This is a genomic window from Arthrobacter sp. CP30 (assembly GCF_053470025.1).
The window spans coordinates 525,458-546,221 of record NZ_JBQEMM010000001.1; the positions used below are offsets into that span (position 1 = coordinate 525,458).

18 protein-coding genes are annotated in these 20,764 nt (G+C 69.6%); 12 read left to right on the plus strand and 6 right to left on the minus strand.

The annotated features are described in order from the left end of the window. Positions 1 to 32: 32 nt before the first annotated feature. Positions 33 to 1,526 (plus strand): FAD-dependent oxidoreductase, encoded by a 1,494-nt coding sequence (locus tag ACTIMO_RS02625; protein WP_448181400.1) that lies wholly within the window; start codon positions 33 to 35, stop codon positions 1,524 to 1,526. Between the two features lie 16 nt (positions 1,527 to 1,542). Here the strand turns inward: ACTIMO_RS02625 and ACTIMO_RS02630 are convergent, their stop codons facing one another. The 3 genes from ACTIMO_RS02630 to ACTIMO_RS02640 form a co-directional block, all read right to left on the minus strand. After that, a complete protein-coding gene (locus tag ACTIMO_RS02630) occupies positions 1,543 to 2,229 on the minus strand; it encodes a Pr6Pr family membrane protein (protein ID WP_200914765.1) in 687 nt (228 codons plus the stop codon). Continuing rightward, positions 2,226 to 2,645 carry a large conductance mechanosensitive channel protein MscL gene (gene mscL / locus ACTIMO_RS02635; protein WP_055766590.1) on the minus strand — a complete coding sequence of 140 codons (420 nt, stop codon included), beginning with the start codon at positions 2,643 to 2,645 and terminating at the stop codon, positions 2,226 to 2,228. Before mscL ends, ACTIMO_RS02630 begins: the two co-directional genes overlap by 4 nt. A gap of 192 nt (positions 2,646 to 2,837) precedes the next feature. After that, entirely contained in the window at positions 2,838 to 3,395 is a 558-nt protein-coding gene (locus ACTIMO_RS02640; protein WP_055766587.1) for a TetR family transcriptional regulator, read from the minus strand. A gap of 61 nt (positions 3,396 to 3,456) precedes the next feature. Between ACTIMO_RS02640 and ACTIMO_RS02645 the strand changes: the two genes are divergently transcribed. The 3 genes from ACTIMO_RS02645 (at position 3,457) to ACTIMO_RS02655 (ending at position 8,650) form a co-directional block, all read left to right on the plus strand. Further along, positions 3,457 to 5,058 (plus strand): MFS transporter, encoded by a 1,602-nt coding sequence (locus ACTIMO_RS02645; RefSeq protein WP_448181401.1) that lies wholly within the window; start codon positions 3,457 to 3,459, stop codon positions 5,056 to 5,058. 168 nt (positions 5,059 to 5,226) lie between these two features. Then, positions 5,227 to 6,024, plus strand: coding sequence for an ABC transporter ATP-binding protein (locus ACTIMO_RS02650; protein WP_448181402.1), 798 nt, complete (start codon positions 5,227 to 5,229; stop codon positions 6,022 to 6,024). A 1-nt stretch (position 6,025) separates the two neighbouring features. Continuing rightward, positions 6,026 to 8,650 carry an ABC transporter permease gene (locus ACTIMO_RS02655; protein WP_448181403.1) on the plus strand — a complete coding sequence of 875 codons (2,625 nt, stop codon included), beginning with the start codon at positions 6,026 to 6,028 and terminating at the stop codon, positions 8,648 to 8,650. A 293-nt stretch (positions 8,651 to 8,943) separates the two neighbouring features. Here the strand turns inward: ACTIMO_RS02655 and ACTIMO_RS02660 are convergent, their stop codons facing one another. Beyond that, positions 8,944 to 10,179: an epoxide hydrolase family protein gene (locus ACTIMO_RS02660; protein WP_448181404.1), complete on the minus strand. Its 1,236-nt coding sequence runs from the start codon at positions 10,177 to 10,179 to the stop codon at positions 8,944 to 8,946. A gap of 105 nt (positions 10,180 to 10,284) precedes the next feature. Here ACTIMO_RS02660 and ACTIMO_RS02665 point away from each other — a divergent pair, with 105 nt between their 5' ends. Beyond that, positions 10,285 to 10,908 carry a MarR family winged helix-turn-helix transcriptional regulator gene (locus tag ACTIMO_RS02665; protein WP_055766580.1) on the plus strand — a complete coding sequence of 208 codons (624 nt, stop codon included), beginning with the start codon at positions 10,285 to 10,287 and terminating at the stop codon, positions 10,906 to 10,908. Then, entirely contained in the window at positions 10,905 to 11,819 is a 915-nt protein-coding gene (locus tag ACTIMO_RS02670) for an NmrA family NAD(P)-binding protein (RefSeq protein WP_448181405.1), read from the plus strand. The genes ACTIMO_RS02665 and ACTIMO_RS02670 overlap by 4 nt, the downstream gene beginning before the upstream one ends. 9 nt (positions 11,820 to 11,828) lie before the next feature. Here the strand turns inward: ACTIMO_RS02670 and ACTIMO_RS02675 are convergent, their stop codons facing one another. Next, positions 11,829 to 13,085: a GAF domain-containing sensor histidine kinase gene (locus tag ACTIMO_RS02675; RefSeq protein ID WP_448181406.1), complete on the minus strand. Its 1,257-nt coding sequence runs from the start codon at positions 13,083 to 13,085 to the stop codon at positions 11,829 to 11,831. A 128-nt stretch (positions 13,086 to 13,213) separates the two neighbouring features. Here ACTIMO_RS02675 and ACTIMO_RS02680 point away from each other — a divergent pair, with 128 nt between their 5' ends. From ACTIMO_RS02680 to ACTIMO_RS02690, 3 genes are all read left to right on the plus strand, one after another. Next, positions 13,214 to 14,827 (plus strand): peptide chain release factor 3, encoded by a 1,614-nt coding sequence (locus ACTIMO_RS02680; RefSeq protein ID WP_422390837.1) that lies wholly within the window; start codon positions 13,214 to 13,216, stop codon positions 14,825 to 14,827. 342 nt (positions 14,828 to 15,169) lie between these two features. Then, a complete protein-coding gene (locus ACTIMO_RS02685; protein ID WP_448181407.1) occupies positions 15,170 to 15,574 on the plus strand; it encodes a hypothetical protein in 405 nt (134 codons plus the stop codon). 499 nt (positions 15,575 to 16,073) lie between these two features. Continuing rightward, positions 16,074 to 16,307: a hypothetical protein gene (locus tag ACTIMO_RS02690; RefSeq protein WP_055766540.1), complete on the plus strand. Its 234-nt coding sequence runs from the start codon at positions 16,074 to 16,076 to the stop codon at positions 16,305 to 16,307. Between the two features lie 265 nt (positions 16,308 to 16,572). Here ACTIMO_RS02690 and ACTIMO_RS02695 read toward each other — a convergent pair whose 3' ends face one another. Next, positions 16,573 to 17,361: an IclR family transcriptional regulator gene (locus ACTIMO_RS02695; RefSeq protein WP_162237502.1), complete on the minus strand. Its 789-nt coding sequence runs from the start codon at positions 17,359 to 17,361 to the stop codon at positions 16,573 to 16,575. A gap of 168 nt (positions 17,362 to 17,529) precedes the next feature. Here ACTIMO_RS02695 and ACTIMO_RS02700 point away from each other — a divergent pair, with 168 nt between their 5' ends. The 3 genes from ACTIMO_RS02700 (at position 17,530) to ACTIMO_RS02710 (ending at position 20,660) form a co-directional block, all read left to right on the plus strand. Next, positions 17,530 to 18,348: a maleate cis-trans isomerase family protein gene (locus ACTIMO_RS02700; protein WP_055766537.1), complete on the plus strand. Its 819-nt coding sequence runs from the start codon at positions 17,530 to 17,532 to the stop codon at positions 18,346 to 18,348. An 8-nt stretch (positions 18,349 to 18,356) separates the two neighbouring features. Beyond that, on the plus strand, positions 18,357 to 19,748 hold the full coding sequence (locus ACTIMO_RS02705) for an SLC13 family permease (protein WP_448181408.1): 1,392 nt from the start codon (positions 18,357 to 18,359) through the stop codon (positions 19,746 to 19,748). 276 nt (positions 19,749 to 20,024) lie between these two features. Further along, entirely contained in the window at positions 20,025 to 20,660 is a 636-nt protein-coding gene (locus tag ACTIMO_RS02710; RefSeq protein ID WP_448181409.1) for a hypothetical protein, read from the plus strand. Positions 20,661 to 20,764 lie beyond the last annotated feature (104 nt).

Genomic DNA, 20,764 nt, shown 5'->3' on the forward strand with positions numbered 1-20,764 from the left:
GGAGGCACCGGACGACTCCCGAAGGGAAGCCCATGAGATCGCTCTGGCTCGACACCGCGCCGCCCATCCCGTCGGATGCGCTGCAGGAGGGAAGCGCGTTCGATGCGGTGGTGGTGGGCGCGGGCCTCACCGGCCTCACGACGGCGCTGCTGCTGGCCCGCGCAGGGCATCGCGTCGCCGTCCTCGAGGCACGGACCACCGGGGCAGTCACCACGGGCAACACCACGGCCAAGCTCTCGCTGCTGCAGGACACCAGCATGTCGACCATCCTGCAGCACCACGACGCCGAGCTGGCGCGCGCCTACGTCACCGGTAACCGCGAGGGCCAGAGCTGGCTCCTGCGGTTCTGCGACGAGCACGGCATCGCCTACGAGACCCGCGACGCCGTCGACTACGCCACTACGGACACCGGAGCACGGAGACTCGTCGCCGAACACGAGGCGTGCACGACCGCCGGCCTCGCGACCGGGCTCGGCAACTCCGCCACCCTCCCCTTCCCCGTGCGGAAGACCCTCCGGCTCAAGGACCAGGCGCAGTTCCACCCCCTGGAGGTCCTCGCCGGCCTGGCCGCCGAGTTCAGGCGGCACGGCGGCGTACTGGTGGAGGGCGTCCGGGTCCGGGGGGTCGTGAAGAGCGACTCGCCGGACGTGGAACTGGCCACGAGCGCGGGCCCGGTCACGGTCACGGCGTCGAACGTGGTGCTGGCCACCGGGATCCCCATCCTGGACCGCGGCGGGTACTTCGCCGTCCTGCAGCCCATGCGTTCCTACTGTGTTGCGCTGACGGTCGAGGACGACGTCCCCGAGGACATGTACCTGAGCGCCGACTCCCCGACCCGGTCGCTGCGGACCGCCCTGGTGGACGGGACGAGATATCTGATCGTCGGCGGGAACGGCCACAAGGTGGGCCACAGTTCGAACACCCAAGCCAAGGTGGACGGTCTCACGCGCTGGGCCAAGGAGTACTTCCCCACGGCCAGGCGCGCCTACGCCTGGTCGGCGCAGGACTATACGCCCGCGGCGTCCGTCCCGTATGTCGGGAAGGTCCCGGCGGGCGGCGGACACATCTATGCCGCGACGGGCTACAACAAGTGGGGCATGACCAACGCGGTCGCCGCCTCCCTCGCCCTCGCCGGGGAGATCCTGGGCGGCAACATGCCCTGGGCGGCGACGCTCTACCGGACGAAGGTCAGCCCGGCGGATGCCCTCCAGACCGCGCAGGCGAACGCCGTGGTCGGTCTGGAACTGGTCGCCGGATGGCTGTCCGGCCTCGCGAAGACCGGCACCTCCACCCCGGGCGAGGGAGAGGGAAGGGTGATCCGCGAGGGCGCGCGACCGATCGGCATCTGCACCGTCGACGGCGTGCAGCACCGCGTCTCGGCCGTCTGCCCGCACCTGAAAGGGATCCTGTCCTGGAACGACGCCGAACGATCCTGGGACTGCCCGCTGCACGGCTCGCGCTTCACCGCGGACGGCACACTGCTCGAGGGACCGTCCACCTCGGACCTGGCGACCACCCGGCGCTGAGCCGGGGATACGACACTCAGGGCTTGCCGGCCGCCCTTCCGGCCCGACCGTCGAGCAGCGAGCCGAGGGGTGGAAGGCTCCGGCTGACGAGGATGACGAGGGCGCCGAACGCCGCGAACGTCAGGGCGATCGCCACGACATACAGCAGCACGGAGGCGTACCCCGTGGCCGGATCGAGGAACGGGTAGGGCACCCATCCGTCCGTGGCCCCACGGATCAGCACCACGACGGCCCAGACGAGCGGATACACGAGGATCAGCCGGATGACCCGATAGGAGAGCGGCCGGCGATCGGTGGTGCACAACCAGTCGAGTACCGCGTAGATCGGGAACGCCACGTGCAGCACCCAGTTGGCCCAGGCGAGTTCCACGCCGCCGGCCAGGCCCGCGAGCAACAGGTTGTACACCACACCCACGACGAACATGTACGTGGTGATGGCCGCCCGGACGGGGACGAGCCACTCCGGACCCGGAGTCATCCGCAGCTGCAGGACTGCGGCCAGCAGGAGGATCACCGCCGCCATGATGTTGCTCTGCATCGTGAAGAAGCCGAAGAAGTTGAACGGGTTGATCGTCGTCCTGGACGCCGTGTCGAGGAAGGTCGAGACGACGGCCAGCACGACCACCGCGACGACGCCGATCCGGACGGTTGCCCGCAGCGGCACGCTTCCGCGGGCGGCACCCCCCTCCGTGTCGCCACTCATGGCCGCGCGTCCCTCGCCGACATCTCCTTGAGGAGGTCCCGCATCTCGGTCAGGAGAGCGATGTCCACGGGAGTGGGCTCCTCCTCCGGTTCCTGCGGGGCCGAGAGGGAGCGCAACCGGGCGTTCGCACGGTTCATCGGCACCACGAAGAGGAAGTAGACGACGGCCGCGGTGATCAGGAACGTGATGATCGCGGTGACGACGGCGCCGACGTCCACGAAGGTGGCGTCGTTGCCCGGTCGGATCGGGAAGCCCCAGCCGGCGGCGTCGACCCCGCCCGCCGAGGCGATGACCGGGTTGATGATGTTCGCCGTGAACGCCCCGACCAGGGCGGTGAAGGCGCTCCCGATCACCACGGCGATCGCCAGCTCGATGACGTTGCCCCGCAGGATGAAATCCCGGAATCCCTTGATCATGTGATGCGTCCCCTTGTGCTCGGTGTGCGTGCGTGATGTGCCTGCTGGACGTGCCGGTGGAGGGCGTCCGCCGGACCTGCCGGCGGATCATGTGCGGGCGCGGCCTGCGGGACCTGCCCGGGACGTACATGCAGGGCCAACTGTAGTGAGGCACCGCGGTTGCGGACAGTAGCCGGAGTCACGGGCGAGGCGTCAGCCCGTGGCTGCGCCCGCGCTGCGCCTCGACACGATGAGGTCGACGACGTCGAGGAGATCCCGGATCTCCCGCTCGCTCGTGCGACCTGATCCTGCCGACGCGAAGAACGCCGCGTCGTAGTAGAGGCCGTCGCCGAGCAGTTTGACCGCCCGGGCCGTGGTGCGGTCGCCGAGCTGGGCCTCGAGGGCGTCGAGCCACCGCTCCTGGATCTCGGCGAGGGACACCTTGGCCGTCGGGTGGCCCTGCTGGGCCAGTCGGGCCATGGAGACGAGGGCACGATCCAAGGCGCTGTCCTCGAACACGGAGGTTCGCACGTAGTATCGCGCGGCGCCGTCCGGGGCTGCGGTCATGGCATCGCGGTCACGATCGGCGAGAGCCCGGAGTCGGTGCGCGAGGCCCTCGACGAGCGCTTCCTTCGACGGGAAGTGATAGAGGAGTCCGCCCTTCGACACCTCCGCAGCGGCGGCGACGGCCTCCATGGTGGCAGCCCTCTCACCGTCGCGGATCAGCGCGTCCTCGAAGCTGTCGAGGATGCGCTCGCGGGAACTGGACACTCCCTCATGATACCCGTCACGTTTGTTGTACTGTACCGGCTGGACGGTATAGCTTGGACCGATGATCACCACTCCGTCCTCCTCCGCACGTCCGACCGGGGTGAACCCGCGTGCCGTTCACACCCCGTCCCCTTCCCTGGCCCCCACCGCCGACCGTCGCGCCTGGTTCGCCCTGGCCGTGCTGATGCTGCCGGTGCTGCTGGTCTCCGTCGACAACACCGTCCTGAGCTTCGCCCTGCCCGAGATCTCGCGTCACTTCGCGACCAGCGGGACGATGCTGCTGTGGATCGTCGACAGCTATCCGCTGGTCCTGGCGGGACTCCTCGTGGCGATGGGCAGTTTCGGCGACCGCTTCGGCCGTCGCCGGCTCCTGATGATCGGAGCCGCGGGCTTCGCCCTGTTCTCGGTGGCAGCAGCCTTCGCACCCACGGCGGAGTTCCTGCTGGCCTCCCGTGTGGGGCTCGGTGTCTTCGGCGCGATGCTCATGCCCTCCACGCTGTCGCTGATCCGCAACATCTTCACCGACCGCAACCAGCGGCGCATCGCCATCGCGGTGTGGGCTGCGGGCTTCTCCGCCGGGGCGGCCCTCGGACCGCTGCTGGGCGGACTGCTCCTCGAGCATTTCTGGTGGGGCTCCGTCTTCCTGCTCGCCGTGCCCGTCCTGCTGCTGATGCTCGCCCTGACGCCCGCCGTCGTGCCCGAATCGAGGGATGCGAACCCGGGACGCGTGGACTACGCCGGGATCGTGCTCTCGATCGCCACCATGCTCCCCGTGGTCTACGCCATCAAGAATCTCGCCAAGGGCGGTCCGTTGCTGGTGTCCGTCACGGCGGCGTTCATCGGGATCGCAGCCGGCACCGCGTTCGTGGTGCGCCAGCTCCAGCGACGGGATCCGATGCTGGACGTGAGGCTGTTCACCATCCGCGCGTTCTCCGGCGCGGTGCTGGTCAACCTCCTGGCGATCTTCTCGCTCGTCGGGTTCCTGTTCTTCGTCTCGCAGCACCTGCAGCTCGTGCTCGGGTACACCCCGCTCGACGCCGGCCTCGTCCTGCTGCCGGGGCTCCTCGTGACCATCGTCGCGGGCCTCGCCGTCGTACCCGTGGCCCGGCGCCTGCCGCCGCACGTCGTCGTCTCGGTCTCCCTCCTGTTCTCCGCGCTCGCCTACGCCATGCTGGCCCTGCTCGGCGAAGGCGGTTCTGCCGGCTTCCTCATGATCGCCTTCGTGGTCCTCGGCATCGGCGTGGGCGCCTCCGAGACCGTCTCGAACGACCTCATTCTCTCGACCGTCCCTGCGGCGAAGGCGGGGGCGGCGTCGGCCGTGTCGGAGACCGCGTACGAGGTCGGCTCGGTGCTCGGGACGGCCGTGCTCGGCAGCATCCTGCTCGCTTCCTACCAACGGAACCTGCTGCTGCCCGCGGGCCTCACCTCGGCCCAGGCGGACTCGGCGACCGAGACGCTCGGTGGCGCCGTCGAGGTCGCGTCGCAGCTCGGCACGGGCAACGCGTCGCTGCTGCGTGACTCGGCGTTCCACGCCTTCGACAGCGGGGTGACGGTCACCTCGGGGATCGCAGCCCTGCTGATGATCGGCGCATCGGTCCTCGCGGCCTGGAGCCTGCGTGGCGGCGCACCGGTAGCGACAGGGCGGACGACGACGGAGCACTGAAGCCTCGGTGCACCCGGCTCGGCGGCGCCACCGTAGCAGGGGGACCGCGCACTGCCGAGCCGGGCACTCGTGGAGCGGCCGTGCCTCATCCCGCGGTATGAGCCGCGGCCGGCGAACCCCGGTCCCTGTGCTGATTCGCGCGGCCCCGAAGCTCCCTAGCGTAGGAGGATGACCACGTCCACGAATACCCCTGTGAATCCGCCCGGCGCCGTCGGCACCCCCGACACCGTCGACGTCCCGAGAGGCAGCGCCGTCGCCGCACGCGGCGTGTCCAAGAGCTACGGCCGCGGCGAGACGGCGGTGCACGCGCTCCGCGATGTCTCCCTCGACTTCGAGCGGGGGCGCTTCACCGCGATCATGGGCCCGTCCGGCTCGGGGAAGTCGACGCTCATGCACTGCCTCGCCGGCCTGGACTCGGTGGACGCCGGGCGGCTGTGGATCGGCGGGACGGACATCACGGACCTTCCCGACGCCGATCTCACGCGCCTGCGCCGGGACCACGTCGGGTTCGTCTTCCAGGCCTTCAACCTCGTCCCCACGCTCACCGCGGAACAGAACATCACCCTGCCGGTGGCCCTTGCCGGCGGTCGCGTCGACTCCACCTGGCTGCAGCAGATCGCCTCGACGCTCGGCCTCACCGACCGCCTGTCCCATCGCCCCCACGAACTGTCCGGCGGCCAGCAGCAGCGCGTCGCCGTCGCCCGCGCGCTGCTCACGCGGCCCGACGTGATCTTCGGCGACGAACCGACCGGGAACCTCGATTCCGCGACCGGCGCCGAGGTCCTGTCCCTGCTCCGGCGCAGCTGCCGCGAGATGGGACAGAGCATCATCATGGTCACGCACGACCCCATGGCGGCGTCCTACGCCGATCGCGTGGTCCTCATGAAGGACGGCGCGCTCGTGGGCGAACTGCAGCAGTCGACCCCGGACGCCATTCTCGGCGCACTCGCGAAGCTGGGTGCCTGACGTGCTGCAGGTAGCCCTCGCGCAGGTCCGCATGCACGCGCGCCGCTTCGTGGCCGTCGGCCTCGCCGTGGTGCTCGGCGTCGCCTTCCTCTCCGCGACCCTCATGGTGAACGCGACTACCAACGCCAGCCTCCGGGAGAGCATCGGCGCCTCCTACGCCAGGGCGGACCTCGTGGTCACGGGGCTGGACGGCGCGCCCGTCCCCGCCGATGCCGTGGCGCCCCTCGCCGGGCTCGACGGCGTCGAGGCGGCGTACGGCCAGGAACGCACCTACGCCCAGCTGGCCACGGGCGCCCAGACGTCGCTGGCCGCGCTCACCACGACCGCGCCGGCGGCCCTCGAGAACTCGACGGTCTCCAGCGGATCCTCTCCTCAGGCTCCGGAGGAGGTCCTGCTCGACGAGGTCTCCGCCGAGCGGCTCGGCATCACCCCGGGGGACACCGTGGTGCTCGACGGTGTCCCCGACGCGCAGGGGTCGCCGACGGCCGGGCCGCTCAGGGTCACGGGCCTCTACGCCCCGAGCCCCGATCCCAGCCTGTCCGGCGTCGTCCAGGTCCTCGCCTCACCGGAGGTGGTGCGCGGGAGCAACGGCGGAACCGCGTCCGTCCGCAACGTGCAGCTCGCCCTCCTGCCCGGCGCGGACGAGCAGGCGGTGACGGCTGCGGCCCTGTCCGTGCTGGACGAGGCCGCGGCCGCCGCGACCGCGACCGCGGACGAGGGTCCCGCGGGATCGGACCCGGGGACGTTCACGGTCCGCACGGCCCTCGAGCAGACGACGGCGGACGTCGCCCAGCTCTCGAGCGGAGGGGACATCCTCACCGGCATCCTCCTCGCCTTCGCTGCGGTGGCCGTGATCGTCGCGGCCCTCGTCATCTCGAACACCTTCTCCGTCCTCGTCGCCCAGCGCACACGGGAGCTGGCCCTCCTGCGCTGCATCGGGGCCGAACGGCGGCAGGTACGCACCTCGGTGCTGGTCGAGGCAGCCGTCGTGGGCCTGGTGGCGTCCGTACTCGGTGTGCTGCTGGCCGTCGGGGTCATGGCCGCCCTCGTCGGCCTCGCGGGGCGGACCTCCTTCGGATCCTTCGCGGTGCTGGCGGTACCGCCCTCCGCCGTCGTCATCGGCATCGGCGTCGGAGTCCTGATGACGGTCCTCGCCGCGCTCGTCCCCGCCCGGGCCGCGACGAGGGTGGCACCCCTCGCCGCACTGCGTCCCGCCGAACCGCCGGCGGCCGGCAGCAGGAGCGGCCGGACCCGGCTCGCCCTCGGTCTCGTGGCACTGCTCCTCGGCGGCGCGCTCCTCGCCTTCGGCGCAGTGGCCGTGGCCCTCGTGCCGGCACTCGTCGGTGGCGCCCTCTCCTTCCTCGGCGTCATCCTCCTCGCGCCGTTCTTCGTCCCGGCGAGCGTCGCGGCGATCGGCCGCCTCGCCCGTCCACTCGGGGTCCCGGGGTCTCTCGCCTCGGTCAACGCCGTGCGCAACCCCGCGCGGACCACGGCGTCCTCCGCGGCACTGATGGTCGGCGTCACGCTCGTGACGACGATGATGGTCGGCGCCCAGACGGCACGCACGTCCTTCGACCGCGAACTCGAGGCGAACTATGCCGTGGACCTCCAGGTCACCGGGCCGGGAAGCGCGACGGCGACCCCTGCGGAAGCCGGGCGGATCACCGTCGACGCACGGACCCTTCTCGCGGTCGACGGCGTGCTCGATGCCGTCGAGGTCACTCCCGTCATGCTCACCAGCGCCGAGGACGGCGAACTGCTCGTCTACTCCGCCGATCCGGCCGACGTGGCGGGCGTGCTGCGCGCCGATGGCCTGGAGCTGATGGACGGCGAGGTGCTCGCTCCGCAGTCCTGGGAGCAGGACGAGGTCACGCTCGACGGCGGGAACGGCTCCGCGACGCTGCCGGTCACGTCGACGGATGCCGCGTTCTTCCTCCCGCTCATCACGACGGCGACGGCCGAGCAGCTTGGAGGGACCCCACCGGACGCCCTCGCCACGCTCCTCGGGCCGAGCCTCGACCCGGCGTCCGCGCCACCGGAGGCCCTGCGGGACGGGACTCTCGCCGAGTACATCGGCGCCACGTTCTGGCTCAGGCTCGTCGACGGGCTCGACGGTACGGCCGCGGCCGACCTGCAGTCGGAGATCGTGACCGCGACGGGGGTCTCGGAGTACAACGTGTCCGGGGCGGTGATCGAGCGCCTGGCGTACAACCAGATCATCGACGTCATGCTGCTGATCGTGACGGCCCTGCTGGCCGTCGCCGTGCTGATCGCGCTCATCGGCGTCGCCAACACGCTGTCCCTGTCCGTCCTGGAGCGGCGCCGCGAGAACTCGCTGCTGCGCGCACTCGGGCTGACGCGCGGGCAGCTGCGCGGCATGCTCGCGGTCGAGGCCGTCCTCATCGCGGGCGTCGCCGCGCTGCTGGGATCCGGCCTCGGCATCCTGTACGGGTGGTTGGGCACGCAGTCGGCCCTCGGCGGCATCACGGCGGTCGCTCCCGCGGTGCCGATCGGACAGATCGGCGCGGTCCTGGCCGTCGCCGTCGCGGCCGGGCTCCTGGCCTCGGTGCTGCCGGCCCGCCGCGCTGCGCGGCTGTCACCCGTCGCGGGGCTCGCGGCCGACTGAGCGGACCACCGCTCTGCGCGGCTGTCACCCGTCGCGGGGCTCGCGGCCGACTGAGCGGACCACCGCTCTGCGCGGCCGGCACCCGTCGCGGGGCTCGCGGCCAGACCACGGACGCCCGACCCGGCGGCACCCTCCGGTCGCGGGGCGGAGCGCCGATCAGGCCTTCCGCGCCGTGACCGGTGGGAGATCCCGCCACGGCCGCGCCACAGCCCGCGCGCCGCGCGTCACCGGGTCCGGCACTTCCTCCCGGGGCGCCCGGCGCCGCAGCATCGCAGCCCGGCGGCACCGGTCGATCAGCGCAGCGAACGGAACGTCGCGCGGATGTCGTCGACGAGCAGCTCCGGCTGCTCGAGCACGGCGAAGTGGCCGCCGTCCGCCACCTCGGAGAAGTGCACGAGGTTCGTGTACCGCCGCTCGGCCCAGCGCCGGGACCGGCGGACGTACTCGCCCGGCATGATGCTCAGTCCCACGGGCAGGGTCAGCGGGTCCTCGAGCGTCCCAGGAGTCGCCCAGCCGTTCCTGCCGGACTCCCAGTAGAAGCGCGCTGCCGACGCCGCGGTGTTCGGGAGCCAGTAGAGCATGATGTCGTCGAGCATCTCGTCGAGGGTGAAGATCGCCTCCGCATCCCCGTGCCGTCCGTGCGCACCGCCCACGTCCTGGAACATCGCATAGATCCAGGCCGCCAGGCCGACGGGCGAGTCGGCGAGCGGATAGCCGATCGTCTGGGGCCGTGTAGCCATCTGCTGCGAGTAGGCGGAGAGGGTCTGCCAGTAGTACCCGCCCTCCTGCAACATCGCCTGCTCCTCTTCCGACGCCGCCCGCATCTCCTCCTCGGACGGCATGAAGAGCGCCATGTTCAGGTGGATGCCGGCCAGGCCGATGCCCTCGGACTGCTCCAGAGCGGCGAGTTCGGTCGTGACGGACGCCCCGAGGTCACCGCCCTGCGCGAACCAGCGGGCGTAGCCGAGCCGCTCCATCAGCACGGCCCAGGCCCTGGCCGTTCGCTGTGCGTCCCAGCCGGCTCCGGTGGGCCGGCCCGAGAAGCCGAAGCCGGGCAGGCTCGGGATGATGACGTCGAAGGCGTCCGCTGCGTCGCCGCCATGGGCTTCGGGATCCGTCAGGGGCCCGACGGCGTGCCGGAACTCCAGGACGGACCCGGGCCAGCCGTGGGTCAGCAGAAGGGCGCGGGCGCCGGGGATGCCGGAGCGGACGTGCACGAAGTGGATGTCGAGGCCGTCGATGATGGTGGTGAACTGGCCCCAGGCATTGAGCACCCCCTCGGTCCGGCGCCAGTCGTAGGCGGATGCCCAGTGGTCCGCCAGGGCCTGGAGCTTCTCCAGCCGTGGCCCCTGCGTCGTGTCCGGCACCGTCTCGCGGTCCGGCCAGCGCGTGGCCAGGATGCGCCGCCGGAGATCGTCGAGGTCCGCCTCCGGGATGTCGAGGATGAACGGCGTGACGGCGGGATGGTCATCGCGCCTGAGGGCTGAGGTCGGGTGTTCAGTCGTCGAGGAGGGCTGTGCGTCGGGCATGGGATCCTTCTGATGGTGGTCGGGTCTCCGACCGGCGGGCGTCAGATCATCCTAGCCGCAGATCGTCTCGCTTGAAGATCATCTTTCATTGCTACGATTGACGGTATGACCGCTTCACCCTTCCCTGATTCGCCTCCCGAGCCCTCCGCCCCGCCGCGCGGCGGCGACATCGACTGGGATGCGGGGGGCATCGAGACCGAGCTGGGCTGGTCGGTGCAGGCGATGTCGCAGGGCTTCTCGCGCATCGCCACGGGTGCGGTCGCCGACGTGCCCGGCGGGCCGCGCGGGTACCAGGTCCTCGTGGCCATCACCACCGAGGACCCGGCCTCGCAGCTCGTCCTCGCGCAGCGCCTCGGCATCGATAAGACCGCGATGACCTATGTCATCGACGCACTGGAGGAGGCGTCGCTGGTCGAGCGCCGACCCGACCCGCGGGACCGCCGCATCCGCCGGGTCCTCCCCACGGATCAGGGCCGGGCGGTCCTCACCTCGGCCCGAGCAGCGCTCCGCGCCGTGGAGGGAACCCTCCTGCGAGCCCTCGGCAGCGAGGAACAGACGCAGCTGCGCCGCCTCCTAGCCCGCGTCGCCCTCGATGCCGGTGCCGTCGAGTCCTGCCTCGGGCCCGTCCCAGGCGCAGGCCAACCCGCCGCCGCACCCCACCTCTCGGCCCGCGGGCGTCCCGCCGGTGCCCGAGCAACCGCCCCCACAGAGAAGAGCACCTCACCATGACCACCCTCCTCGTCGCCGGCGCCACCGGCGACCTCGGCCGCCGGATCGTCCGCGAACTGCTCACCGCCCGGCCCGACGCCGTCGTCCACGTGCTGACCCGCCCGGGCAGCGGCACCGCACAGTCCCTGTACGGCGAGCAGGACCGCGTCGAGATCAGGGTGGCCGCCTACGCGGACCACGCGGCCCTGGTCGCCGCGCTATCGGGTGCCGATGTCGTCGTCTCCGCGGTGAGCGGCGCACGGGCCGTGATCCTCGATGCCCAGCGGGCGCTGCTCGCCGCGGCCGTCGAGGCCGGAGTCCCACGCTTCATCCCGTCCGACTACTCGGCCGACTACCGTCGCGTCAGCCCGGGCACCAACCGGAACTTCGAACTGCGCCGCGAGTTCGCCGCCGACCTGGACGCCGCACCGGTGCGCGCCACCGCTGTGCTGAACGGCGCCTTCGCGGACATGCTCACCGGCCAGGCGCCGATGATCCTCTTCGCGCGGAAGAAGGTGCTCTACTGGTCCTCGCCGGACCAGGTGCTCGATTTCACGACCAAGGACGACGTCGCCCGCACCGTTGCGCACGTGGCGCTCGACGACGCCGCACCCCGCGTCGTCGAGGTCGCGGGGGACCGGGTCACGGCGCGCAGCATCGCCCGGATGATGGGCGAGCTCACCGGCACGCCGTTCGGCACGCAGTGGGCCGGCACCACGGCGATGCTCTCCGGTGCCGCACGGATCGGTCGCCGCCTGTCCAGGGACGAGGAGGCGACCTTCCCGGCGTGGCAGGGCATGCAGTACTTCGTCAGCATGTTCAGCGGCCAGGCGGAACTGCAGCATGTGGCGAACCACCGCTACGGGCAGCAGGACTGGACATCCGTGCGCGATGTCCTGGCGAAGCACCTGCAGGTCGACGCCGCAGGCTGACCGGGCTGCTCAGCCCGGCCCGGAGCCGAACCAGACCCGCACCGTGAGCCCGCCGCCGGGCGTCCGGTCGAACGCCAGGTGTCCGTCGTGGGCCTGCGCGATCCGCACGCAGGTCGCCAGGCCAATCCCCGTACCCGCCGGATCACCCTCGCGCTCCAGTCGGACGAGGGGCTCGAGCACGCGGTCGTAGTCCTCCTCCGGGATGCCCTTCCCGTTGTCGGCGACGTCGAGACGCCAGAACGCGGGGCTGCCGGAGCCGGTGATGTGCACGCTCGGCGGCAATCCGGGCCGCGCGTACGCGACGGCATTCGCCACCAGGTTCTGGATCAGCACCCGGAGCTGCTCGCGGTCCGCGTGGCCGGTGAAGTCGTCCACGGTGACGCGCACGCCGTCGACATGGTGCCCGAGGTCGTCGACGGCCGCGGACACGACCTCGGCGAGGGACACGGGGTCCCTCCGCGTGGCGCCCCCCACCCGGGAGTAGCCGAGGAGGTTCTCCACCATCGCGGACATGCGGAGCGCACTCGCGCCGATGCGCTTGAAGTAGGTGCCGGCGGTCCCCTCCTGCAGTGCCGGCTCGTCCTCGGCGAGCTCAGCCAGCCCCACGACGTTGGTCAGCGGGCCGCGCAGGTCATGGCTGATGCGCCCGGCGAACTCGCCCAGCAGCTCGTTGCTGCGGCGGAGTTCCGAGACGGTGGCGTCGAGCTGGCGCGTCCGGAGCTGCAGGTCGAGGACGTCGACCACCTGGGCCGCGAGCGTCTCGAGTCCTGCGGCCTGCTGCTCCGTGAGTTCGCCCGGGTGTTCGTCGAAGATGCAGAGCGTTCCCAGCGGGACACCCTCCGTGGTGAGCAGCGGCGTCGTCGCATAGAAACGCACGGCCCCGAAGCGTCCGTCGACGAAGGGGTTGGCGCGGAAGCGGGCATCCTCGGTGCAGTCCGCCACGACCACGGTGTGCCCGTACCTGAACACCTGCCCGCACAGCGAGTCCTCCCGTGCGCACATGAGCGGCTCGAGGCCGAGGGCGGCGATCTGGTGGAACTCGTCCTCCGTGATGACATTGATCGCGCCGTACTGGGCATTGCAGAGCTGGACCGCGAGAGATACGAGGTTCTGGAGGGCGGCGGGTGCGCCCGAAGGTGCGGCGGGCTGGGGCATGGACCCGACCGGCAATACCTCGCCGAGGGCCACGCCGAGTCCGTACTGCGCGAGCAGATCGGCATGGACCGACCCCCTGGCCGGACGTCGTTCCGATACCTGATCGGTCATGCGATCACGTCCTCCCGGTAGCCGCACGCCATGATCTGCCTCCAAGGGTAGTCCCCGGTACCCACGCGCACAGCGAACACCGGCAGCACCCCGACGGGCCGCACCGCGCGATCGGGGACAATGGAAGCGTGGCCCTGCTTACCGAATCCCCCGTCCTCGACGCCGATGCCGTCCGCCGTGAGGCCGGACGCCGTCGTACCTTCGCCGTCATCTCGCACCCCGACGCCGGCAAGTCGACGCTGACCGAGGCCCTCGCCCTGCTGGCCCGCGCCATCCAGGACGCCGGCGTGACGCACGGGAAGTCCAGCCGCCATGCCACGGTGTCCGACTGGATGGGCATCGAACAGGAGCGCGGGATCTCCATCAGCTCCGCCGCCCTCCAGCTGACCTACCGCGACACCATCCTCAACGTGGTGGACACCCCTGGGCACGCGGACTTCTCGGAGGACACCTACCGGGTCCTCGCCGCCGTGGACTCCGCCGTCATGCTGATCGACGCCGCGAAGGGCTTCGAGCCGCAGACCGTGAAGCTGCTGGCTGTCTGCAAGGCACGGAACATCCCGATCATCACGGTCATCAACAAATGGGACCGGCCGGGCCTGGACGCCCTGGGCCTGATCGACGACGTCGGCGAGCGCACCGGGATGACACCCGTGCCGCTCACGTGGCCGGCCGGCATCGCGGGCCACTTCCAGGGACTGCTGGATCTCCGCGCCGAGCGGGCCATCGCCCTCGAGGCGGTCGAGGCCGGTGCGCAGGCGGCCGAAGAGACGGACATCGACATCGACGCCCTCGATCCGCGTGACGCCGGACCCTGGCTCGAAGCGCGGGAGGAATCCGGACTCGTCGAGTCCTCCAACGGCTCGTTCGACCGCGAGGAGTTCGAGGCGGCCCGCCAGACGCCTGTCCTCTTCGCCGCGGCGGCCAAGAACTTCGGGGTGTCGCAGCTGCTCGACATCCTCGTGGACGTCGCGCCCTCCCCGACGCCCCGCCCCTCCCGCGACGACGAGCCGCGCCCCATCGACGCACCGATGTCCGGCTTCGTCTTCAAGGTGCAGGCCGGCCAGGACAGCGCCCACCGCGACCACATCGCCTACCTGCGCATCTGCTCGGGCACCTTCGAGCGCGGCATGGTCATCACCAATCAGCGCACCGGCAAGCCCTTCGCCACCAAGTACGCGCACCGCGTCCTCGGCCGCAGCCGCGAGGTCGTGGACACGGCCTGGCCAGGCGACGTCGTCGGGCTGGTGAACGCGACGAGCCTCCGCGTCGGTGACAGCCTCTTCGCCGAGGAGCCCGTGCAGTTCCCGGACATCCCCCGCTTCTCCCCCGAGCTGTTCGCCGTGGCGCGCGCCAAGGATCCGGGGCGGTACAAGCAGTTCCGTCGCGGGATCGAGCAGCTCGAGCACGAGGGCGTGGTCCAGGTGCTGCGCTCCGACCTCCGCGGTGACCAGGCACCGGTGCTCGCCGCTGTCGGGGCGCTGCAGTTCGAGGTCGCTGCCCAGCGCCTCGGCACCGAGTTCAACGCCCCCACCTCGCTCGACAACCTCTCCTACACCCTCGCCATGCGCGTGGCCCCCGAGAGCCAGGGCGTCCCCGAGACCTTCCGCGGCGGCGAGATCCTGTCACGGTCCGACGGCGAGAAGGTCGCCGTGTTCGGGGACAAGTGGAAGGTGGGCCACTTCACGAAGGACTACCCGGACGTCGTCCTCGAGCCCATCGGCGCGTCCGCCGACCTGTAGCGGTTGAAGGCGACGGTGGGCGCCTGCCCGACTGCCGACCTCGCTCACCTCCCTCCGGCTGCTCCGGCAGTCGTCCTTCCTCCGAAGCTGGGCGCCTGCTCCCCGCCGACTGGGAGTCAGCCCGGAATCCGGTGAAGGGTTGGTTGCAGTGCTGTCCCAGCGGTGTCCCCTCTCGATGATCGGACCTACGGTCGAAGAGACCGCCCGATCACCGACACCGCAGAGGACCGGACCATGCGACTCCCCCGACACCAGCGAAGGCAGCCGGAACGACAGCTACGGAGCGGCGGAATCCGTCGTCGTGCGCGGCCTGCCCTGCTGGGTGCCCAGGTAAGCGGCACGGTGGCCCTTCTCGTCGCCCTCTCGTCCTGTGCGACCGGGGGCGAGGACAACTGGAACTCCACCGCTGTCGGAGACGACAAGAGCATCGGAGCGCTCGACCTGCGCAGCGTCCTTCTCGTCACCGACGCCGAGGGCGCGCCTGCGAGGATCCTCGGAACATTCGAGAACACCACCAGCCAGCCGATCGAGTTGACGATCAGCGACGATGACGAGGAAATACGTCTCACCGTCGCCGAGCAGGGAAGTATTGCGCTCGACACGACGGAGACGCTGCTCCGGACCTCCGGTGATGCGCCAGGCGCCCGGACGACCCTGGTGGCGACCACAGCCGAAGGATCCGTGGACCTGCTTGTGCCCGTCGTCGACGGAACGCTGGACCCCTACCGGCCTTATCTTCCGGACTGAGCACCGACGGCAAGCCGGCTTCCGCCCTCAGCGTCCGCTGCGGCATGGCGGGTCGCCGGCGGCGAAGGCGGTCGACCCGCAGTGCCCCGGCCATCCCCCACCGGTTGACCTGACGGTCGACAGCGACCGCCAATCGACGTTCGAAGGAAACAGACCATGACTTCGCAGGCCGAACTCGAACTCGTCCGGGACACTCTCGTGGACAACCTCCTGACGATCTTAGGAGCGGCTGCACCTGTATCCCGACAGACATCTGTCCGTACTTCTCCCGGGACCCGCCAAGTCCTTCTGTGTGCAGCTGTCGCGGATCTCGAAGCGATCGACCACCACCTTCATTCGACCCGGAGTGATCTGCGAGGGAAATGCTAGTGCGGGCGGTTCTCGTCTCATTGAAGCTGGCAGTTGCCCTCGTCGTGCATCGCGCCAGGGTCATCCGCACAACTACTCCCGGCCCAAGCCGCCACATTGCTCCGTAGAACGCCTCGGAAAGGAAGGGCGCATGGACAACTACTGGACCATTCACGTCATCTCGACCATCGTCTGGGCCGCACTGAACGCCTACCTGGCCGGACGCAACAACCGCTCCCGCCCGGCCTGGTTCGTGATCTCCCTCCCCCTGGGCGTGATCGCGACCCTGCTCATCGTCATCCTGAGACCCCTGCCGGCAGGACGGTCCACCACGACAGCCGCTCGCCCGCGCTCGAGCCGTCCCCGGCCCAGCGACACCACATGATGCGGAGTTCGTGCTTCACGAAGGAGCCAGCAGCTTCCCGATGATGTCGGCGCCAGCGTGCGGCGATCTATCGGCCGATGACCCCTGCTGGATGGGCAGCTCCGAGAGGTGACCTTGATCGAGAGCCCCCCGGGTCGCCTGGTCCACCCGGCCGGAAGCAGCAGCGGCGCCGTCGGCCCACGGTGTCGTAGGGTCCGGACCAGTGGCACCCAGCGCATTTCCGAGTGCGCTGTCACGGAGCACTGGCTCCCCTGACTGGTCGGTGTCAGGTTGCAGGAGGGGAGTGTCCGAGTCGACTGCTCGCGCTCGCCGCAGCCTGAGCCACAACGGGTCCCAGGCGGGGGACATCCTCATCGCCGATCCGTTGTGTCGGGAAACCGAGACCGAGCGCTGCTACCAAGCGTCCGGAGTGGTCGAACACGGGAGCGCTGATCGACCCGACGTCTTCGTGGCGTTCGCCGAAAGCAGCAAAATAGCCCTGAGCGCGGCCCTCGTCGGCCTGCGCCCTCAGCCGGTCGAGGCTTTCAGGAGTGGATGCAGTGAAGCGTTCCAGTTGATGGGCGCTCCCGTCACCCAGCTCGTCCCACGCTTCGTCATCGTAGGCAAGAAAGATCTTTCCCGGAGCCCCCGCGTGGAGGGGCATCACCATACCGACCATAAAGGGCCGCATCACGACGTGCCTCGTCTCGGCCACTGCAACGATCGTTCGGTACGCGCCGTCGCGGATGTACAGGGAAGCAGTTTCCCCGGTCTGATCACGGAGTTCCTGGAGAACCGGCTTGATCAAGCGCACGATGTCCAGGCCGACCGTACCCGGCGTCGCCCAGCGCACGAGGCCGATGCCGATGCGGTAGCGGTCTCCTTCACGGTCGAGGAAACCCTCATGCACCATGCTCTGCACCAGACGCTGGCACGTACTCGAAGGAAGTCTCGTCGCTCGAATGATCTCCTGGAGTGTCGGTTCGGGTCGCTCGATCGAGAAACAGTCAAGGATGGTCGTGACCTTGCCGAGGACGAGAAGCGGCGACGCTCCCTGCGGTTTCTGAATCACCACCACACTCCTTTGGATCTGCTGAATCGGCGCGCCTAACTGTACCTTCCGCCGGAGCGCGCCCTTCCGTCCGGCTGATGCGTGATGGTTGACACAGCATGTTGAGACCCACACTATGGGTTGTACGCCCACATCGTGGGTTGCACACATCACAACGAGGTGGAGTAGATCATGAGCATTTCGCACGTCACAGCGGAGACCGAAACCGAGCCGAAGCGTCCGGGGTCATCCCGCGTAGGCCTGATCGTGCCGAGTTCGAACACCACGATGGAGACGGAACTCCCAGAACTGTTCCGTCGGCAATCGGAGGCCACGGGCCACAGGTACACCTTCCATTCGGCTCGGGCCGGGATGAAGAACGTCAACCGCGAAGAACTGCTCGCCATGGTCGGTAAGGCTGCTGGGTGCGCCGAAGCGGTGTCGGACGCCGACGTCGACGTCATCGCCTACGCCTGTCTGGTGGCAGTCATGGCGCAGGGTCCCGAGGCGCACCTGGAATCCGAGCGGGTGATCGGCGATGCAGCGGCGGGAAACGGCCACCCGGCTCCGGTGACCAGCAGTGCCGGCGCCCTCGTTCGGACTCTGCAGGAGATCGGCGCCACGAAGGTTGCCATGATCACGCCCTACATGAAGCCCCTCACCGGGATGGTCGTCGACTACATCCAGGGCTCGGGGATCACCGTCCTCGACGCTACGAGCCTCGAGGTCGACGACAACCTCGCCGTAGGCGCTCTCGACCCCGAGAACCTGCCTGACATCGCGCGTCAGCTCAAGCGCGAGGGCGCCGACGCGATCGTCCTGTCCGCCTGTGTCCAGATGCCCTCCCTTCCCGCCGTCCAGGCTGTCGAGGACGAGCTCGGTTTGCCGGTGATCACCGCAGCGACGGCGACCACGTACGAGATCCTCAAGGCTCTGGGACATGAACCGGCCATCGCCGGCGCTGGCCGCCTGCTCGCGGGAAGCCTCATCATTGCCTCTTCGACGGTCTAGGCGTTCCCATGTCGATGTCCCTCATCGCTTTCGCAGTCCTCATCGTCGCCTTCGCCGTCGGGTCCTTCACACGGATCAATGCGGGCCTCATCGCGACCGTTGCCGCATTCGGGGTCGGAACCCTCCTCGCCGGGCTACCCATCGCCGACGTCATCGCTCAATTCCCCTCCGGACTGTTCTTCATCCTGGTAGGGGCGACCCTGCTCTTCGCCATCGTTCGGATCAACGGCACCATCGATCTGCTGGCGTATTGGGCTGAGCGCCTCGCCGGCGATCGTAGAGTTCTCGTGCCGATTCTGATGTTCCTTCTGACCGCCCTCCTCGCGTCGGCAGGAGCCTTCACGCCGGCAGCCATCGCCATCGTGGCCCCCGTGGCTCTCGCCCTCGGCACGCGCTTCGGTATCAGCACCCTCGCCATGGGGCTCGTCGTCGTTCAGGGCGCCAATGCCGGCGCTTTCTCACCCGTGAATCCCTTCGGTGTTCTGGCGAACGTGATGCTCGACGATGCCGGCGCCTCCGCTGATTCCCTCAAGCTCTACCTCTACTGCTTCGTCTTCAACGCCGTACTCGCCGCTCTTGCCTACATCCTTGTGCAAGCAATCATGCGACGCCGCGAGCTGAGGAAGAACGACCACGAAACCCTCCGCACCGACGTCGACGCAGCAGCAGCGGACTCGGCCGGGCCGGGTGGCCCATCAGTGGGCGCCGACACCGAGTTCGAGTCCGCTGGTACACGAGTACGAAGTGATACAGCGCTGGCCGTGCCGGAAGAACCTGTCGCCACCGGGCCGATCAAGGTCGCCGTCACCCCTATGCGCGTCCTGACCCTGCTCGGGATCGTCGCACTCCTGGTCCTCACCACTGTCGCGGGCCTCGACGTCGGCGTAGCCTCGCTCATCGTGGCCCTGGCCTTGATCTGCATCGACCCAGGAGTACAGAAACCAGCGGTCGAGAACATGCCCTGGTCCGCGATCGTCCTCGTCACCGGCATCGTCACCTACGTCGGGATGCTGGAGGAGATGGGCGCCCTCGAGGAACTCCAGTCCGGGATCGCCAGCCTCGGCAACAGCTCGGCTGCAGCACTCATCACGAGCTACGTCGTTGCCATCGTCTCCGCCTTCGCCTCCACCACCGGCACACTCGGAGTCATCAGCCCCATCGTGACCCCCATCGCCATAGACCCTCTCCTGACACCCATCGGCGTCGTCACGGCGATCGCCATCAGCTCGTCGGTCGTGGATGTCAGCCCCATGTCGACCAGCGGGGCACTCCTCATGGCAAGCGCCCAACCCAAGGACGAGCGGCTCTTCTTCCGAGCACTACTCCTCTGGGCCATCGCCATGATCGCCATCGTTCCCGTCCTCGTCTGGTTCGTCTTCGTCCACCTCGGGCTGGGCTAGACACCTCGGGACGAGAGGTCCTTCACCCCACCTGTACTCGGCGAGCCCAAAGGCAGGCCTCAGTGGATGGAAGAACGCCAGAAGCCTCGACCTGGGACCGGGTCGGGGCTTCTGGCATGAGTGGCCCCCCGTCGCGACCGAGGTGCAACCGTGCATCCGACCGCCGTCGGCGACCCTCGCGGAGGACGAAGCTCCCTGAGAAGGAGAACAGGCCGGCCGACACGCCAGTTTCTACGACTTGTAGAGAAGGTTACGATGATCGCAGGAGGAGGACCGATGAACGGCCATCAGAACATGACACCTACCTCGCGTCTCGTGCGGGGTTGGCTCAGTGCTGCCATGGCCACCTTCCTCGCTGCCGCCTCCCATGCCGCCGCCGGAGGCACCGTTCCCCTGGTCGCCGTCGTGGTGTCCCTCGTGGCAGGGGGGCTCGTCTGTGTGATCCTCGCCGGACGCCGGTTGACCCTCCCGCGCGTCGTCGTGGGGGTAGCAGCCAGCCAGCTGGTCTTCCACGGGCTCTTCGGCATGTTCGCCACATCCGGCGGGAATCCGGATGGCGCCGTCGCTGCGCCGCATCATCTGCACGGCGCAAGCACACTCATGGCCTCGCCGGGTCTGGCGCACACCCCGGATGCGAGTGGGATGAGCGCCCTGATGCTACTCTCGCACCTCCTCGCGGGCGTCGCCGGCGTCGCGCTGATCCGCCACGCAGATCACCTGTGGTGGGCGTTGCTCGCCATCCTCTGCGCGACCATCGACGCGATCATGGTCGCCGCCCGCCACGTTCCCATCGCCGACGCCCGGCGCCTGATGGCGTTCGGTGACGGCTCGCCCTTTCTCTACGACCTCCTGCACTGCGACACGCGTCGTCGGCTGAGGGGCCCTCCCCTGCTCGGGATCGCCGTCCCCTGACCACGCGGCCGATCGATGCCCCTGGGCCTCGATCGGAACGTCCTCCTCTCCCACATACCGAGTGGGCGGGGTCATCCTGGGCGGCGCTCCGCGGACCATCGAAC

Coding starts and splice junctions, on each gene's coding strand:
- ACTIMO_RS02625 (WP_448181400.1), top strand. CDS start 33: ATGAGATCGCTCTGGCTCGACACCGCGCCGCCCATCCCGTCGGATGCG.
- ACTIMO_RS02705 (WP_448181408.1), top strand. CDS start 18,357: ATGTCGATGTCCCTCATCGCTTTCGCAGTCCTCATCGTCGCCTTCGCC.
- ACTIMO_RS02675 (WP_448181406.1), bottom strand. CDS start 13,085: ATGACCGATCAGGTATCGGAACGACGTCCGGCCAGGGGGTCGGTCCAT.
- ACTIMO_RS02660 (WP_448181404.1), bottom strand. CDS start 10,179: ATGCCCGACGCACAGCCCTCCTCGACGACTGAACACCCGACCTCAGCC.
- mscL (WP_055766590.1), bottom strand. CDS start 2,645: ATGATCAAGGGATTCCGGGATTTCATCCTGCGGGGCAACGTCATCGAG.
- ACTIMO_RS02690 (WP_055766540.1), top strand. CDS start 16,074: ATGGACAACTACTGGACCATTCACGTCATCTCGACCATCGTCTGGGCC.
- ACTIMO_RS02630 (WP_200914765.1), bottom strand. CDS start 2,229: ATGAGTGGCGACACGGAGGGGGGTGCCGCCCGCGGAAGCGTGCCGCTG.
- ACTIMO_RS02670 (WP_448181405.1), top strand. CDS start 10,905: ATGACCACCCTCCTCGTCGCCGGCGCCACCGGCGACCTCGGCCGCCGG.
- ACTIMO_RS02710 (WP_448181409.1), top strand. CDS start 20,025: ATGAACGGCCATCAGAACATGACACCTACCTCGCGTCTCGTGCGGGGT.
- ACTIMO_RS02645 (WP_448181401.1), top strand. CDS start 3,457: ATGATCACCACTCCGTCCTCCTCCGCACGTCCGACCGGGGTGAACCCG.
- ACTIMO_RS02700 (WP_055766537.1), top strand. CDS start 17,530: ATGAGCATTTCGCACGTCACAGCGGAGACCGAAACCGAGCCGAAGCGT.
- ACTIMO_RS02650 (WP_448181402.1), top strand. CDS start 5,227: ATGACCACGTCCACGAATACCCCTGTGAATCCGCCCGGCGCCGTCGGC.
- ACTIMO_RS02665 (WP_055766580.1), top strand. CDS start 10,285: ATGACCGCTTCACCCTTCCCTGATTCGCCTCCCGAGCCCTCCGCCCCG.